This is a genomic window from Pseudomonas sp. GM_Psu_1, assembly GCF_026544185.1.
In the GTDB taxonomy this organism is placed as follows: domain Bacteria; phylum Pseudomonadota; class Gammaproteobacteria; order Pseudomonadales; family Pseudomonadaceae; genus Chryseomonas; species Chryseomonas oryzihabitans.
In genome coordinates, this window is sequence record NZ_JALNUX010000002.1 from 444131 (window position 1) to 459347 (window position 15217).

Genomic DNA, 15217 nt, shown 5'->3' on the forward strand with positions numbered 1-15217 from the left:
ATACGGACAGAGCCTATGACAACGGTAAATACCCCGGCCGCTCAAGACCCGAGCGCCCTCTACCCCTCCCCCTTCAAGGAGTTCTGGCACGCCTTCGCCCGCAACAAGGGCGCCCTCGGCGGGCTGATCTTCATGGTCATCGTGGTGTTCTGCGCGCTCTTCGCGCCCTGGGTCGCCCCCCATGCGCCCAGCGAGCAATTCCGCGACTTCATGCTCACCCCGCCACTATGGCTGGATGGCGGCAACAGCCAGTTCCCGCTGGGCACCGACGAGCTGGGGCGTGACCTGCTCAGCCGACTGATCCACGGCGCCCGGCTGTCGCTGCTGATCGGCCTGGCCTCGGTGGTCTTCTCGCTGATCCCCGGCATCCTGCTCGGCCTGGTCGCCGGCTTCTCGCCCAATCGCGCCGGTCCGGTGATCATGCGCCTGATGGACATCATGCTGGCGCTGCCCTCGCTGCTGCTGGCCGTGGCCATCGTCGCCATCCTCGGCCCAGGCCTGATCAACACCGTGGTGGCCATCGCCATCGTCTCGCTGCCGTCCTATGTGCGCCTGACCCGCGCCGCGGTGATGGGCGAACTGCACCGCGACTACGTCACCGCCTCGCGGCTGGCCGGCGCCGGCACCCTGCGGCTGATGTTCGTCAGCGTGCTGCCCAACTGCATGGCGCCGCTGATCGTCCAGGCCACCCTGAGCTTTTCCTCGGCGATCCTCGATGCCGCCGCCCTGGGCTTCCTCGGCCTCGGCGTGCAGCCGCCCACTCCCGAGTGGGGCACCATGCTGGCCTCGGCCCGTGACTACATCGAGCGCGCCTGGTGGGTGGTGACCCTGCCGGGTCTCGCCATACTCTTCACCGTGCTGGCCATCAACCTGATGGGCGACGGCCTGCGCGATGCCCTCGATCCGCGTCTGAAGGTGCAGTCATGAGCCTCCTCGAAATCCAGAACCTCTCGGTGCGCTTCGGCGGCGCCGACGCCCCGCCGGTGGTGGAAGGCCTCGATCTCACGGTGGATCAGGGCGAAATCGTCGCCATCGTCGGCGAATCCGGCTCCGGCAAGTCGGTGACCATGATGGCCGTGATGGGCCTGATCGATCACCCCGGCCGCATCACCGCCGACCGCCTGGCCTTCGACGGCCAGGACCTGCTCAGCCTCAAGGGTCGCCGCCGGCGCCACCTGATCGGCAAGGAGCTGTCGATGGTCTTCCAGGACCCGATGACGGCGCTCAACCCCAGCTACACCGTGGGCTTCCAGCTGGAAGAGGTGATCCGCCAGCATCTGGGCCTCAAGGGTCGCGCCGCTCGCCAGCGCGCCCTGGAATTGCTGGAAAAGGTCGAGATCCCGGCCGCGGCCAGCCGTCTCGGCGCCTATCCGCACCAGCTGTCCGGGGGCATGAGCCAGCGCGTCGCCATCGCCATGGCCATCGCCGCCGAGCCGCGTCTGCTGATCGCCGACGAACCCACCACCGCCCTGGACGTGACCATCCAGGCGCAGATCATGGAGCTCTTGGTCAATCTGCAGCGCGACGAGGGCATGGGCCTGATCCTCATCACCCACGACCTCGCTGTGGTGGCCGAGACCGCCCAGCGCGTGGTGGTGATGTACGCTGGCCAGGCGGTGGAGAAAGGCGTGGTGCCGACGCTGTTCGACGCCCCCGCCCACCCCTATACCGAAGCCCTGCTGGCGGCCATTCCCGAGCACAGCCAGACGGATCGCCTGCACACCCTGCCCGGTATCGTCCCCGGTCGCTATGACCGGCCGGCCGGCTGCCTGCTCAGTCCGCGCTGCCCCTATGTGCAGCCGCGCTGCCAGGAGCGCCCGGCGCTGGAGCCCTATGACCGCGGTGCGGTGCGCTGCTTCTTCCCGCGCAACGTCGCCCCGGGCGAAGCCCCCGAGGTGCTGCCCGAACATCAACGTCCCAGCCAGTTGCCGGAGGATCGCCATGGCGCCGTCTGAAGCCACCGTCCTCGCCCGCTCCACCACCCCGGAGCAGGCGCCCGAGCACCTCGTGCTCGAAGCCAAGGGCCTGACCCAGCACTATCAAATCTCCCGCGGGCTGTTCAAGGACAGCGCCACGGTCAAGGCGCTCAACGGCGTCTCCTTCGACCTCCAGGCCGGGCGCACCCTGGCCGTGGTGGGTGAGTCGGGCTGTGGCAAGTCCACCCTGGCCCGCGCCCTGACCCTGATCGAGCAGCCCACCGCCGGCAGCCTGGTCATCGGCGGCCAGGACGTGGCCCAGGCCGACGCCGCCCGCCGCAAGGAACTGCGCCGCGAGGTGCAGATGGTGTTCCAGAATCCCTACGCCTCGCTCAATCCGCGGCGCAAGATCGGCGACCAGCTGGCCGAGCCGCTGCAGATCAACACCAGCCTGTCGCGCACCGAAAGGCGCGAGAAGGTGCAGGCGATGATGCAGCAGGTGGGCTTGCGGCCCGAGCACTACCAGCGCTATCCGCACATGTTCTCCGGCGGCCAGCGCCAGCGCATCGCCGTGGCCCGCGCCATGATGCTGCAGCCCAAGGTGCTGGTGGCGGACGAGCCGACCTCGGCGCTGGACGTGTCCATCCAGGCGCAGGTGCTCAACCTGTTCATGGATCTGCAGCAGCAGTACCGCACGGCCTATGTGTTCATCTCCCACAATCTCTCGGTGGTGCGCCACATCGCCGACGAGGTGATGGTGATGTACCTGGGCTGCATCGTCGAAAAGACCAGTCGCGACCTGCTGTTCGAGCGGCCCCTGCATCCCTATACCCAGATGCTGCTGTCGGCCACCCCGAGTCTGCACCCGGATCCGAGCAAGCCGCGCATCCGCATCCAGGGCGAACTGCCCAATCCGCTGGATCCGCCACCCGGTTGCGTCTTCCACCGTCGCTGCCCCTATGCGACGGAAAAGTGCAAGACCGAGGTCCCGGCGCTGCGCAACGTGGAAGCCCGCCAGGTGGCCTGCCACTATGCGGAGAACTTTCTGTAGGCCAACGGCGCCGTTGGGCTTCGCTGGCGATCAATCCAACCTACTCACTGACGCTGGTACGTAGCAGCAACTCTCTTATCGCGGCCATGGGCCGCTCCTACATGGTGATCAGAACCCGTAGGAGCGGCCCATGGCCGCGATAGAGCCGTTAAAGCCAGCAGCATCCTCGAACGCACCTGTTATCTTTGGGCTTCATCCCGCTGCCAGACTCCCAATGTACATCCGCCCCTTCCAGCCCGCCGACACCGAGGCCGTGGTCAGCCTCTGGCAGGCTTGCGGTCTGACCCGTCCCTGGAACGATCCCTACCGCGACATCCAGCGCAAGCTCGCCGAGCAACCCGAATTGTTCCTGGTGGGCGAAGCGGACGGCGTGCTCATGGCCAGCGCCATGGTCGGCACCGATGGCCATCGCGGTTGGCTCTACTACCTGGCGGTGGCCCCGGCCCACCAGCGCTGCGGCCATGCCCGGCGACTGGTGGCGACCGCCGAACAGCTGCTTACCGAGCGCGGCTGTCCCAAGCTGCAGCTGATGGTGCGCCGGGACAATGCGGCGATCCTCGGCTTCTATGCGACCTTGGGTTATGTGGAGGCCGAGGTCGTCACCCTGGGCAAGCGGCTGATCGCCGACGACTAGAGTGGAAGAAGGCGAAGCCCTGTCCGCTGCCGATACTCAATGCCAGTGGAAAACGCTTCGCGGCTTTCCACGCTACGGACTGACAGCTGACTGCAGGGTGGGTAACGGCGCAGCCTTACCCACGCGCAGCCGAACCTGTTGTGGAAACCCTGGACGGTTTCCACCAGGTATAGCCGGTGTAGAGTGGACGGATCCTCTGAGGAGACGGGCTTCCGAATCCCCCTGCCGGCGAGGCCGTCAGGTCCCTGTCGTCTCCCTGTCAGGCTGCTGTCGGGTTGCCGTCGTGTCGGACAGAGGGGTCTGCGGCTAGGCTTTCCCTCGTCCCTCATCGCTGGAGAAATCGAGATGCAACTGCCCAACAGGATCAAGGAACACCGCCTGGCGCGAGCCTGGTCGCAAGAGCAGCTGGCCGAACTCGCGGGCATCAGCACCCGTACGGTGCAACGCCTCGAAAATGGCGAGCAGGCCAGTCTGGAGACGCTGAGCGCCCTGGCCGCCGTCCTGGAGATCAGGGTGAGCGATCTGACCGAGCAAACCTCCCAGGAAGCAGGATCCGCCGCAGACGAGCGGATCGCCAATGCTCGTGAACAGGTGGCCGCCGAGATCGGCTTCTATTGGCAGGTGCTGCGAGGCCTGGTCATCTGCATCTTTCTCTATGTGCTCAATCGGGAGACCTCGCCCGACAGCCACTGGTCCTGGTGGGTCGCCGCCATCTGGGGAGTTCTGCTGCTGGGCCGCGGCATCCAGACCTTCTTCCTGCGCGACCGAATCGCCCTCTGGCAGCACGCCCGGCTGCAGAAGCTGCTACGCAAGTAAGGAAGGCCACCAATCGGCCTCACTGTGGGAGCCAGGTGGCGATCCTGGACTTCAACAGGCTCAGCGCCAACCCACGAGCGTGCCACCCGCTGCCGTAGGTTGGGCTGAGACGGCTTCATCGTCGAAGCCCAACATCCCAGACCTTTTCCTTGCTGTTGGGCTTCGCTGGGCTCAACCCAACCTGCGTTTAGCGTGGCAGCAGCCCCACCAACGGCCCCGGATGCTTGCGGACCTCCGCGTAGGGCACCAGGGTGCCGCCGGGCTCGTCGCAGTTGCGGGCGGCGCGGAAGAAGGTCGGACCGAGGTAGAGACCCTTGGGCGTCAGGTACCAGGGTGCGAATTGCCAGACGTCGGCGCTGCGATAATCGCAGCCGTCGCCATCGGCCGGCGCCTGCATCAGCTCTGGATACAGGCGGGTGAACAGCCCGATCACCCAGGGCGCCAGGGTCTGTTCCCGATAGTCCGCCAGGGCCTGGGAATAACGATCCTCCGGCTGCGGGCGGATCGGCTGGCCGTGACCCAGCCAGAGAACGTCTTCCAGCGCCAGCTCCTGGCCGGTCTGGAGATCCAGGGTCAGGGGCGCGCTGCCGAAATCCGGGTGGGCCGCGCCGCTGCAGCTGTACTGGCTGAACAGATTGACGCTGAGCACCCGCTCGGTGAGCAACTGCGGGGTCACCTGCAGGCTGTGCTCGCCGTCAGGACCGATGCAGCTCAGATGAGCGTCCACCTCCGCCCAGAGGCGGTCGCGCAGCACGGCATTGGCCGCCTCGCTGGCGCCCTCCACGGTAAACAGCTGCATGCCCGAGACCGGCTCGCGCCACCCGCGCAGCTCACGCCCCATGAAGGTCTGGCGCTCGCCCGGTTCCAGCTGGAGTCCCTGCAGGCGGCGATATTCGTAGGGATCGTCCCGGCGCAGTTGCTGCCGATAGCGATCGTCCGCGGCGGGCTGCGCCAGGTGCAGCGGCGCCAGGGCGAGGGGCAGGGTCTTGCCGGCCCCGCTCCAGCTGCCGGTCCAGCGACCGTCGGTGCCGCGCGTCAGCGACCAGCTGGCCTTGGCGCCCTCCTGCCAGGGCGCGCCCTCCTCCAGCTCCAGCCGGTCGCCCGGCTGGGCCGGACCGCTCAGGCGCAGGTCGCGGCGATAGCGGTCGTAGAAATAGCGCCCATAGGCTTCGTCATTGGCGGTGGGATCGAGCTCCACCACCACCCGGGCCTGGCCCAGGGTGCCTTCCAGCAGCAGCTTTTCGGCATGGGCGACGCCGGTGGTCAGCAGCAGGGCCAACCCCAGTCCGGACAGACAAGCTTTCATCAGGGCTCCCGCAGCCAGCGAATCGGTGTTGCGCCCAGGGTAGAGCAGCGGCGCCAGACTGTCTTGCGGGTCGGCGGACGAGCCACTGCCGCCTGCGCGTTCAGCCATGGGAGAATGGCGTTTTTTCGACCCCCGGACGCCCATGGATCTCCCCGCCCTGCTCACCCGCCTGCACGCGATCCGCGATGCCAACGCCTGGCGGCGCTATCACAACCCCAAGAATCTGGCGATGGCCGCCAGCGTCGAGATGGCCGAACTGGTGGAGATCTTCCAGTGGAAGAGCGATGTCGAAGCCCGCGCCCTGAGCGCCGCCGAGCGCGAACACGCCGGCCAGGAAATCGCCGATGTGCTGCTCTATCTGCTGCAACTGGGCAGCGAACTGGAGCTGGATGTGGAACAGGCGGTGCTGGCCAAGCTGGCCGATAACGAGAGGCGCTTCCTGCCGTGAGCGATACCTTCTTCGACGACCGCGCCACCCGCTTCGCCGCCAACATCTATGGCGGCACCAAGGGCGCCATCCGCCTGGCCGTATTGCAGGCGGATCTGACCGAGGTGCTGCCGCAACGCCCGCTGCGGGTGCTGGACATCGGCGCCGGGCTCGGCCACATGAGTCTCTGGCTGGCGCAACAGGGCCATGCCGTGACCCTGGCCGAACCCTCGGCGCCCATGCTGGCGGGGGCCCAGGAGGCCTTCGCCGCCGCCGGCCTCGACGCCGCCTGGCTGGCGCTGCCCTGGCAGGAGCTGCCCTTCTTCGCCGAACCCTTCGATCTGGTGCTCTGCCACGCGGTGCTGGAATGGCTGGAGACGCCCACGGCGATCCTGCCGACCCTGCAACGCTGCCTGGCGCCGGACGGCTGGCTGTCGCTGGCCTTCTACAACCGCGATGCCCTGATCTATCGCAACCTGCTCAAGGGGCACTTTCGCAAACTCCGGCAGGGTGAATACGCCGGCGCGGGCCAACGCGGCCTCACGCCGCAACAACCGCTGGACCCGCGCGAGGTCGAGGCCTGGCTGGCGCCGGACTGGCGGATCCAGGCGCGCAGTGGCGTACGGGTCTTCCATGACTACATGCCGCCGGAATTCCAGGCGCGCGCCGCGGGCGAGGAGCTGGTGGCCATGGAACTGGCCCATCGACGGCACCCGGCCTTCGCCCGTCTCGGCCGCTATCTGCATTGGCTCTGCCAAGCTAAGGCAGGATGACCTCGGGCGCGGTATGCTCTGGCCAGCATTCCTTCGAGGAACCGGTCATGCGTCGCCCCCTGCTCTGCCTGTCGCTCGCGCTGCTCGCCCTGGCCGGTTGCCAGACGCCCAATCCCTATGTCGCCAGCAGCCTGCCCGAAGCCTCGGTGCCGGTGCTGCCGCAGCAGGATCCAGCGGCCTATCCGCCGGCACCGCGTGACTGGAGTCGCTATCGCACCTGGAGCTGGGCCCCCGGCGCCGCCGTGGTCAGCGGCGGCCTGGATGGCCAGACCGTGCAGCAGGCGGTGGCCGACGGTCTTGACCAGCGTGGGCTGCGACCGGCCCTTGGCGGTGCCCGCGGCGATCTGCAGGTGCGGGCCCGCCTTACCCAGCAGCAGCGCAGCGAGCAGTACACCGACTACTACGACACGGGCTATGGCTACGGCGGCTACGGGCCCTATGGCTACGGCCCGGGCTATGGCGCCAGCGTCGGCCAGGCGCGGACCCGCACCCGGACCTTTCTGGTCGACGTGCTGGAGGTGGAATTGCTCGATCCCGCCACCGGCCGCGTGCTCTGGCATTCGGCCGCCGAACAGGCCAGCGGCGGCAATAGCGGCGAACGCGCGCGTACCCTGAGGGATACCACCCGCCGCCTGCTGGCCAACTATCCGCCCAACTGACGCGATAAGTCGCCCTTAAGCCAGTCCAAGCAGACTAGTCCCCTGACCCAGAGGATCGCCCATGAAACGTTGCCTCCTGCTGCTTGCGGTCCTCTTGCTGGCGGCCTGCGCCGAGCGCGGCCCGCGCAACCTGGACTATGACGCCAGCCGCGACTTCGCCGCCTATCGCAGCTGGGGTTGGGCCGATCCCGCCATCGAGTACCGCCCCAACGATCCGCGGGTACGTAGCGATCTCACCGAACAGCGCCTGCGCGATTCGGTCAGCAGCGGGCTCGACCAGCGCGGGCTGCGTCCCGCACCGACCGGCGCGCGCCCGGACCTGAAGATCAAGCTCTATGTGATCCTCGATCAGCGCCAGCAGAGCTTCAGCTATGCCGATCCCTACTGGGGCCCGGGCTGGGGTGGCCCCTGGGGCTCCGCCTGGGGTCCCGGTCCCTGGGGGCCGAGCTATGTGCGCACCCAGACCGTCACCTACCCGGTGATGACGGTGCAACTCGACATGCTCGATGGCCGTGACGGCAAGCTGGTCTGGCGCGCCAGCGAAGAGCGCCTGCTGGACGACCAGAACGCCACCCCGGCCCAGCGCAGCGCCGCCTTCAGCCGGCTGATCGGCGACCTGCTCGTCAGCTATCCGCCGCGGCCTTGAGCGGTTGACCGTCCGGGCGGCTCTTGGCTGCCCCCGGTCCGACGCTGAGCAGACGGCCGCTGGGCGGTAACGGATAATGGCCTCTGGCCAGGTACCCCGCGCGTCGTCTGTGGCCCGCTTGCGGGGAACCTGACTGTCTCCAGCGCCGCCCAGGTTGATCATGACGTCCACGCCCATCGCCACCCGCCGCAGCCACAATCTGCTGCTGCGCCTCTTTCCGGTCATCTGCGCCCTGCCGATCCTGCTCGGCCTCGGCTGCTACCTGCTGATCAGGACCGCCACCAGCCAGGACGCCGACGTCCAGCAACGCGCCCGCACCTATATCGAGCGCACCCTGGTGCAGGTGGAAAACGAAATCGGCCACAACATCATCAACTACGCCAAGTGGGGCGAGGCCTACAAGCACCTGCACCTGACGGTCGATCTGTTCTGGGCCAACGACGAGCGCAACGTCGGCGACATCCCCTATGAGCTCTACGGCTACAACGGGGTCTTCGTACTGGATCCGCAGGACCGGACCGTCTACGCGGTGATCGATGGTCGGCCGACCGAGCGCGCGGCGGCGCAATGGCTCGAAGGCGATCTGGCCGGTCTGCTGGCAGAGACCCGCCAGCGCCCCGGCGAGACCGAAAGCCTGGTCCGAGTGCTGAGCGTGGGCGGCGTCCCGGCGCTGGTCGCCGCGGCCACCATCACGCCGGGCGCGAGCTACAGCGTGGCCCCTGGCCCCGGCGCGCCCTCGGTGATGCTGTTCGTCAACGTGCTCGATCCGGACACCCTGGCCCATCTCAGCGACACCTATGGCCTGCCGCGACTCGAGGCGTCGCGGGCGCCCCTCGCCGATCACCAATACCTGCAGTTTCTGGATTCGCCGCTGCTGCTCAACTGGCAACCGCCGCAACCCGGTGCCCAGCTCCTGCGCCGCACCCTGCCGATCTTTCTGGCCGGGGTGCTGCTGCTCGGGCTGGTGCTGGCCCTGCTGATCCGTCATGCGCTGAATTCGGCCCGCCAGCTCGACCGGCAATTCGATGCCCTGGTCGCCAGCCAGGCCGAACTGAGCCGCAGCGAAAGCCGCTTTCGCGAACTCGCCGAGGCCGCCTCCGACTGGCTCTGGGAAAGCGACGCCGCAGGCCGTATCACCTATCTGTCCGAACGCTTCGCCCGCATCACCGGCCATGCGCCCGGCAGCTGGCTCGGCCGGCCGCTCACGGAGCTGTTCAGCAGCGAGACCACCCGCCTGGCCAACTGGCTCCAGGACAACGTTCATCAGCGCGACGAGCGTCAGGTGCTGCGCTGCCACTACCGCGACCGCCAGGGTCACGCCCGGGTCTGCGAGATCACCGCCCGGCCGCTGCCCGAGGGCGCCGGCTTTCGCGGTACCGCCAGCGACATCACCGCCGCGGTCAATGCCCAGGCGGAAATCGAACACCTGTCGCAACACGACAGCCTGACCGGCCTGGCCAATCGGCTGCAATTACAGCACTACCTGGCACGCAAACTGGCGCAATCCAGAACGCCGCTGACGCTGCTCAGCCTGGACCTGGATCGCTTCAAGCCGGTCAACGACAGCCTCGGCCATGCCGCCGGCGATCGGGTGCTGCAGGAAATCGCCCGGCGCCTGCAGGCCAGTCTTAGGCCCGGCGGCCTGGTGGCGCGCCTGGGTGGCGACGAATTCATCGTGGTGTTGCTCGGTCACCTGGACGTGGCGACGGTCGACCAGATCTGTGCCCGCCTGGTAAACGCCATCGGCCGGCCGATTCTGCTGGAGGAGCAGTCGGTCAGCGTCGGCACCAGCATTGGCATCGCCCAGGCCCCGGACCAGGCCACCCAGGTCGAGGACCTGCTGCGTCTGGCGGATATCGCGCTCTACCAGGCCAAGGCCGCGGGTCGCAACGGCTGGTGCTTTCATGCGCCGGCGATGGACGCCCAGCTCAGCCAGCGGCGCGATCTGGAGCAGGAATTGCGCCAGGCGCTGGCGCTCGACCAATTGCGCCTGGGCTACCTACCGCGCCGAGGCATCTCCACGGGTGACCTGAGCGGCGTCGAGGTCCAGCTGCACTGGGCCCATCCGCTGCGCGGTCTGCTGCCGCCCGCCGCCTTCCTGCCGCTGGCCGAAGAGACCGGACTCAGCGTTGCCCTGGGGCCGTGGCTGCTGGACGGCGCCTGTCGCGCCGCCGCGGCCTGGCCCGTGCCGCTGCGGCTGGTCATCAGCCTATCGGCGCGCCAGTGCGCCGATGCCGAGGCCCTGGTGGAGGCGGTCGCCAGCGCCCTGCAGACGAGTGGTCTGGCAGCGGGACGCCTGGAGCTGCAAGTGCCCGAGGTCTTGTTGCAGGCGGAAGGCGTCTCTCTCACTCAGCTGCAGGCGCTCAAGGCCCTGGGCGTGCGCCTGAGTCTGGCCGACTTCGGCAGCGGCTCAGGCGCCCTCGAGGCGCTGCGCCAGTCCGTGCTGGATGGCATCAGCCTGGATAGCCGTCTTGTCGCTCGCCTGGAAACTCAGCCTGCCGATGCCGCCATCGCCCAGGCCCTGATCGGCCTCGGACGGACCCTGGGCCTGCGGGTGGCGGCGACGGGCGTGGAGACGCCGGGCCAGCTGGACTGGCTGCGGGCGCAGCACTGCGACGAGGTCCAGGGCCCGCTGTTCGGCCCGGTCCTGGCGGGCAACGACCTGGCGGTGCTGCTGGCTACCGAACGGCGGCCGGGATGACGACCTAGAGGCGCTCCAGCCACCCCAGATCGCCCCCGCGGGCCGGTACCGGATAGCAACCATAGGGCGCATAGCCATGGGTACAGACCGGATCGGCGCGCAGCGTGGGTTCGCCCACGGGTTGCGCGCGCCAGCCCTCCAGCAGGGCGATGGCGGCCAGGGCCAGAAGCAGGGCGATGAACAGCGCGGAGCGAATTGTTCTTGTCAGGCGCATGGTGACCTCCCGCGAGGCGATTGCCAGGATCGGCAGACAGCATCCCCGCTCCTTGAGTATCGACCCTTGGAAGTCATTTCGCCGCCCCGCGCAGCTCCCGATTGCGCAAAGCTGCACTGCGGTGGGTGCAACAGTGGGTTAGGGCGAAGGGTGGAGATCCCGGACAAGGCTGCGCCGTTGTCCAGGCTACGCGCCAAGCCCCGCCCCACTCTAGACCGCCCCCTCTCCCGCCGGGAGAGGGTTGGGGTGAGGGTCACCCAGCATCGCCTTGGCCATTTCCGGACAAGGCCGCGCCTTTGTCCAGGCTACGCGTGAAGCCCCGCCCCACTCCGGACCGCCCCCTCTCCCGCCGGGAGAGGGTTGGGGTGAGGGTCACCCAGCATCGCCTTGGCCATTTCCGGACAAGGCTGCGCCGTTGTCCAGGCTACGCACGAAGCCCCGCCCCACTCTGGACCGCCCCCTCTCCCGCCGGGAGAGGGTTGGGGTGAGGGCCACCTGGTTTCGCCTTGGCCATTTCCGGACAAGGCTGCGCCTTTGTCCAGGCTACGCACAAAGCCCCGCCCCGCTCTGGACCGCCCCTCTCCCGCCGGGAGAGGGTTGGGGTGAGGGTCGAGCCGCGTCAGGCGATCTCCACCTGCTCGCCGTTCAGCCGCACCGCCCAGGTGGGCAGGGCCTGCTCGGGGTACTCCAGGCAGCCACCGTCCGCCAGGCGGAAGTGCTGCTTGTACAGCGGCGAGGCGATCACCAGATCCGGGCCCAGCTGGCCGACGATGCCGCGGCCGATGACGTTGGCGCCGGACTTGGGGTCGCGGTTGCCCACGGCGAAGACCTTCTGCTCGGTGTTGGGCAGGTAGAACAGCGCCACCTGCTCGCCCTCGTGCAGGGCCACCACGCCGGACTGGGGCACCAGGTCGGCCAGGCTGCACAGGGGTTGCCAGCGGGGTTCCAGGGCACGCGCGGTAGTGGTCTGGGTCATGGTCAGGCCTCCTCGGTCAGGTTGATCAGGTGCAGTTCGCCGTGGCGCGCCGGCCGACGCTGGCCACGCTCCTTGACGAAATGGATGTCCGGGTCGCTGCCGCGCTGGTTGACGAAGGTACGGAAGCGCTTGAGCTTGTCCGGGTCGTTCAGGGCGTTGGCCCATTCGCATTCGTAGCGATCCACCACCAGCTGCATCTGGGCTTCCAGCTCGGCGCCCAGGCCCAGGCTGTCCTCGATGATCACCTGCTTGAGGTAATCCAGTCCGCCTTCCAGCGACTCGCGCCACACCGAGGTACGCTGCAGGCGGTCGGCGGTGCGGATGTAGAACATCAGCAGGCGGTCGATGTAGCGGATCAGGGTCTCGTCGTCGAGGTCGGTGGCGAACAGCTCGGCGTGGCGCGGGCGCATGCCGCCATTGCCGCAGACATAGAGGTTCCAGCCGTTCTCGGTGGCGATCACGCCGATGTCCTTGCTCTGCGCCTCGGCGCACTCGCGGGTGCAGCCGCTGACCGCGAACTTGAGCTTGTGCGGGGCGCGCAGGCCCTTGTAGCGGTGCTCGATGTCCAGCGCCATCTTGACGCTGTCCTGCACCCCGTAGCGGCACCAGGTACTGCCGACGCAGCTCTTCACCGTGCGGGTCGACTTGCCGTAGGCATGGCCGGTCTCGAAGCCGGCGGCGATCAGCTCGCCCCAGATATCCGGCAATTCGTGCAGCTGGGCTCCGAACAGGTCGATGCGCTGGCCGCCGGTGATCTTGGTGTAGAGGTCGTATTTCTTCGCCACCTGGCCGATGGCGATCAGGCCTTCCGGGCTGATCTCGCCGCCCGGAATGCGCGGCACCACCGAGTAGGTGCCGTTCTTCTGCATGTTGGCCATGAAGGTGTCGTTGGTGTCCTGCAGCGGCACCAGGTGCGGATCGGTGATGGAGCCGTTCCAGCAGGACGCCAGGATGGAGCCCACCGCCGGCTTGCAGATGTCGCAGCCATGGTGCCCGCGCCCATGCCGCGCCAGGAGCTCTTCGAAGCTCTCGATACCCTCCACCCGCACCAGGTGATAGAGCTCCTGGCGGGTATGGGCGAAGTGCTCGCAGAGACTCTTGTCGACCTCGACGCCCCGGGCGATCAGCTCGTGCTCGAAGACCTGCTTGACCAGCGCCGCGCAGCCGCCGCAACCGGTGCCGGCCTTGGTGCAGCTCTTGATGCCGGCCAGGTCCGTGCAACCGGCGTCGATGGCGGCGCAGACCGCGGCCTTGGTGACGTTGTGGCAGGAGCAGAGGGTGGCGGTGGCCGGCAAGGCATCGGCGCCCAGGGTCGGGGCGCCCTCGCCCACCGGCATGATCAGGCTGGCCGGATCCTGGGGCAGCGGGATGCCATTCTGGGCGTATTGCAGCAGGGTGTCGTAGTAGCTGTTGTCGCCCACCAGCACGGCGCCGAGGACGTGCTTGCCATCGGCGGACACCACCAGGCGGCGGTAGCTGGCGCTGGCTTCGTCGATGTAGCGATAGCTGCGCGCGCCGGGGGTGGCGCCGTGGGCATCGCCGATGGAGCCCACGTCCACGCCCAGCAGCTTGAGCTTGGTGGACATGTCGGCGCCGGTGAAGGGCGTGGCCTGGCCATGGCAGAGGGTGGCGGCCACCAGGCGCGCCATCTGGTAGCCCGGGGCGACCAGGCCGAAGATGCTGCCGTTCCAGGCGGCGCACTCGCCGATGGCATGGATGAAGGGGTCGCTGGTCAGGCAGCCGTTGTCCACGGCCACCCCGCCGCGGGCGCCGAGTTCCAGGCCGCAGCCGCGGGCCAGGGCGTCCTGGGGACGGATGCCGGCGGAAAACAGGATCAGGTCGGTCTCGAGGAAATCCTCGCCGGCGAAGTTCATGCGGTAGCGATACTCGCTGCCGGCGGTGATGTTCTGGGTGGCCTTGGACAGGTGCACGCCTACGCCCAGGTCCTCGATGCGCTGCCTGAGCGCGGCGCCGCCCAGATCGTCCAGCTGTACCGGCATCAGCCGCGGGGCGAACTCCACCACGTGGGCTTCCAGGCCCAGGGATTTCAGCGCATTGGCCGCTTCCAGGCCGAGCAGGCCACCGCCCACCACCACGCCGCGGCGCGCGCGGGCGGCGGCCAGGCGGATGGTGTCCAGGTCGTCCAGGGTGCGATAGACCAGGCGCGAATCCCCTTCGGCACCCTCGATGGGCGGCACGAAGGGATAGGAACCGGTGGCCAGCACCAGGCGGTCGTAGCCAAAGGCGCCCTCGGGGGTCAGCACCTCGCGCTGTTCGCGGTCGATGGCGGTCACCGCGCAGCCCAGGTGCAGCACCAGGCCGGGCACGGCATAGAGGCCGGCTTCGCTCATGGCCAGGGATTCGGCATCGCGACCGGCGAAGTACTCGGAGAGATGGACCCGGTCATAGGCGCGCTGGCGCTCTTCGCCGAAGACATGGATCTCGTAGTGGTCCAGGGCGCCGGCCGCCAGCAGCTGCTCGACGAGGTGATGGCCGACCATGCCGTTGCCGACGACGATCAGGCGTTCTTTGCGGGTCACGATGCTGTTCATGGAGGCTATCCCCCGGCCGAGGCCAATCAGGTTGATTCGCGGCAAATAAAAAGGCGCCTGAAACCTTGCGGTCTCAGGCGCCTTTGCCTGTTCTAGTAGGGAGGAGCCCTTGGCTCTGCTCCGTGCCCGTCGCCTGCAGTGGCTGTCGATCGCCGTTGATCGACCGGGCGACCCGAATGGGCGGGTCTGCCAGAGCTTTTGCATCGGTTGTGCCAGTTTCGTCGGCTGGCCCGCAGATCGGCCACTGGCGCGGGCTGCAGCCCGCCAAGCAGCTTGCCGGCGCCTGTCCGGACGGCTGCCGACTGGAACCACAACGGTGCAAGGCAGGGTCGGCCTGCCCTGTCCCGGCGCATCTCGACCGCCAGGGCAGCGACCCCGCCAGGCGCCACCGCCGCCCCGCCAGGCCAACAGTCATGCGCTCCCCGCGTGCACCGGACCAAGCTGGCGCGAGCCTTGCTAAATCCCTGGCATGGAGCGGTCAACGTCGATCGCCCCCTTCACGACAAAGGCGCCGTGTTCGCCTCCCTCCGGGGAGCGCGACCGGCG

The 15217-nt window shown here is 68.3% G+C and carries 14 protein-coding genes; 10 read left to right on the forward strand and 4 right to left on the reverse strand.

Going from position 1 to position 15217, the window contains the following annotated elements; genetic code table 11:
- The first annotated feature begins 15 nt into the window (after positions 1-15).
- From OXS31_RS04775 to OXS31_RS04795, 5 genes are all read left to right on the forward strand, one after another.
- The gene (locus tag OXS31_RS04775) at positions 16-927 is read left to right on the forward strand and encodes an ABC transporter permease subunit (protein WP_027602553.1); all 912 of its coding nucleotides are present in this window, start codon (positions 16-18) and stop codon (positions 925-927) included.
- On the forward strand, positions 924-1955 hold the full coding sequence (locus OXS31_RS04780; RefSeq protein ID WP_007159551.1) for an ABC transporter ATP-binding protein: 1032 nt from the start codon (positions 924-926) through the stop codon (positions 1953-1955). The genes OXS31_RS04775 and OXS31_RS04780 overlap by 4 nt, the downstream gene beginning before the upstream one ends.
- Entirely contained in the window at positions 1942-2967 is a 1026-nt protein-coding gene (locus OXS31_RS04785; protein ID WP_037007201.1) for a peptide ABC transporter ATP-binding protein, read from the forward strand. The genes OXS31_RS04780 and OXS31_RS04785 overlap by 14 nt, the downstream gene beginning before the upstream one ends.
- A 214-nt stretch (positions 2968-3181) precedes the next feature.
- Positions 3182-3601 carry a GNAT family acetyltransferase gene (locus tag OXS31_RS04790; protein ID WP_267398149.1) on the forward strand — a complete coding sequence of 140 codons (420 nt, stop codon included), beginning with the start codon at positions 3182-3184 and terminating at the stop codon, positions 3599-3601.
- Between the two features lie 345 nt (positions 3602-3946).
- On the forward strand, positions 3947-4417 hold the full coding sequence (locus tag OXS31_RS04795) for a helix-turn-helix domain-containing protein (protein WP_027597112.1): 471 nt from the start codon (positions 3947-3949) through the stop codon (positions 4415-4417).
- Positions 4418-4604: 187 nt separating this feature from the next.
- On the opposite strand, the gene OXS31_RS04800 is transcribed toward OXS31_RS04795, so the two are convergent.
- Positions 4605-5723 carry a hypothetical protein gene (locus OXS31_RS04800; protein ID WP_042136104.1) on the reverse strand — a complete coding sequence of 373 codons (1119 nt, stop codon included), beginning with the start codon at positions 5721-5723 and terminating at the stop codon, positions 4605-4607.
- Positions 5724-5865: 142 nt separating this feature from the next.
- On the opposite strand from OXS31_RS04800, the gene OXS31_RS04805 reads away from it, so the two are divergent.
- From OXS31_RS04805 to OXS31_RS04825, 5 genes are all read left to right on the forward strand, one after another.
- The gene (locus OXS31_RS04805) at positions 5866-6171 is read left to right on the forward strand and encodes a nucleotide pyrophosphohydrolase (protein ID WP_007159555.1); all 306 of its coding nucleotides are present in this window, start codon (positions 5866-5868) and stop codon (positions 6169-6171) included.
- Entirely contained in the window at positions 6168-6923 is a 756-nt protein-coding gene (locus OXS31_RS04810) for a methyltransferase domain-containing protein (RefSeq protein WP_108581268.1), read from the forward strand. Before OXS31_RS04805 ends, OXS31_RS04810 begins: the two co-directional genes overlap by 4 nt.
- 47 nt (positions 6924-6970) lie before the next feature.
- Positions 6971-7582 carry a DUF4136 domain-containing protein gene (locus tag OXS31_RS04815; RefSeq protein WP_267398160.1) on the forward strand — a complete coding sequence of 204 codons (612 nt, stop codon included), beginning with the start codon at positions 6971-6973 and terminating at the stop codon, positions 7580-7582.
- Between the two features lie 61 nt (positions 7583-7643).
- A complete protein-coding gene (locus tag OXS31_RS04820) occupies positions 7644-8228 on the forward strand; it encodes a DUF4136 domain-containing protein (protein ID WP_007159558.1) in 585 nt (194 codons plus the stop codon).
- Positions 8229-8388: 160 nt separating this feature from the next.
- On the forward strand, positions 8389-10929 hold the full coding sequence (locus OXS31_RS04825) for an EAL domain-containing protein (protein WP_267398162.1): 2541 nt from the start codon (positions 8389-8391) through the stop codon (positions 10927-10929).
- Between the two features lie 4 nt (positions 10930-10933).
- Here the strand turns inward: OXS31_RS04825 and OXS31_RS04830 are convergent, their stop codons facing one another.
- From OXS31_RS04830 to nirB, 3 genes are all read right to left on the reverse strand, one after another.
- Positions 10934-11143: a hypothetical protein gene (locus OXS31_RS04830; protein ID WP_007159560.1), complete on the reverse strand. Its 210-nt coding sequence runs from the start codon at positions 11141-11143 to the stop codon at positions 10934-10936.
- A gap of 619 nt (positions 11144-11762) precedes the next feature.
- The gene (gene nirD / locus OXS31_RS04835; RefSeq protein WP_027602546.1) at positions 11763-12119 is read right to left on the reverse strand and encodes a nitrite reductase small subunit NirD; all 357 of its coding nucleotides are present in this window, start codon (positions 12117-12119) and stop codon (positions 11763-11765) included.
- 2 nt (positions 12120-12121) lie between these two features.
- On the reverse strand, positions 12122-14671 hold the full coding sequence (gene nirB / locus OXS31_RS04840; protein ID WP_267398168.1) for a nitrite reductase large subunit NirB: 2550 nt from the start codon (positions 14669-14671) through the stop codon (positions 12122-12124).
- Positions 14672-15217 lie beyond the last annotated feature (546 nt).

Coding starts and splice junctions, on each gene's coding strand:
- OXS31_RS04775 (WP_027602553.1), top strand. CDS start 16: ATGACAACGGTAAATACCCCGGCCGCTCAAGACCCGAGCGCCCTCTAC.
- OXS31_RS04780 (WP_007159551.1), top strand. CDS start 924: ATGAGCCTCCTCGAAATCCAGAACCTCTCGGTGCGCTTCGGCGGCGCC.
- OXS31_RS04785 (WP_037007201.1), top strand. CDS start 1,942: ATGGCGCCGTCTGAAGCCACCGTCCTCGCCCGCTCCACCACCCCGGAG.
- OXS31_RS04790 (WP_267398149.1), top strand. CDS start 3,182: ATGTACATCCGCCCCTTCCAGCCCGCCGACACCGAGGCCGTGGTCAGC.
- OXS31_RS04795 (WP_027597112.1), top strand. CDS start 3,947: ATGCAACTGCCCAACAGGATCAAGGAACACCGCCTGGCGCGAGCCTGG.
- OXS31_RS04800 (WP_042136104.1), bottom strand. CDS start 5,723: ATGAAAGCTTGTCTGTCCGGACTGGGGTTGGCCCTGCTGCTGACCACC.
- OXS31_RS04805 (WP_007159555.1), top strand. CDS start 5,866: ATGGATCTCCCCGCCCTGCTCACCCGCCTGCACGCGATCCGCGATGCC.
- OXS31_RS04815 (WP_267398160.1), top strand. CDS start 6,971: ATGCGTCGCCCCCTGCTCTGCCTGTCGCTCGCGCTGCTCGCCCTGGCC.
- OXS31_RS04820 (WP_007159558.1), top strand. CDS start 7,644: ATGAAACGTTGCCTCCTGCTGCTTGCGGTCCTCTTGCTGGCGGCCTGC.
- OXS31_RS04825 (WP_267398162.1), top strand. CDS start 8,389: ATGACGTCCACGCCCATCGCCACCCGCCGCAGCCACAATCTGCTGCTG.
- OXS31_RS04830 (WP_007159560.1), bottom strand. CDS start 11,143: ATGCGCCTGACAAGAACAATTCGCTCCGCGCTGTTCATCGCCCTGCTT.
- nirD (WP_027602546.1), bottom strand. CDS start 12,119: ATGACCCAGACCACTACCGCGCGTGCCCTGGAACCCCGCTGGCAACCC.
- nirB (WP_267398168.1), bottom strand. CDS start 14,671: ATGAACAGCATCGTGACCCGCAAAGAACGCCTGATCGTCGTCGGCAAC.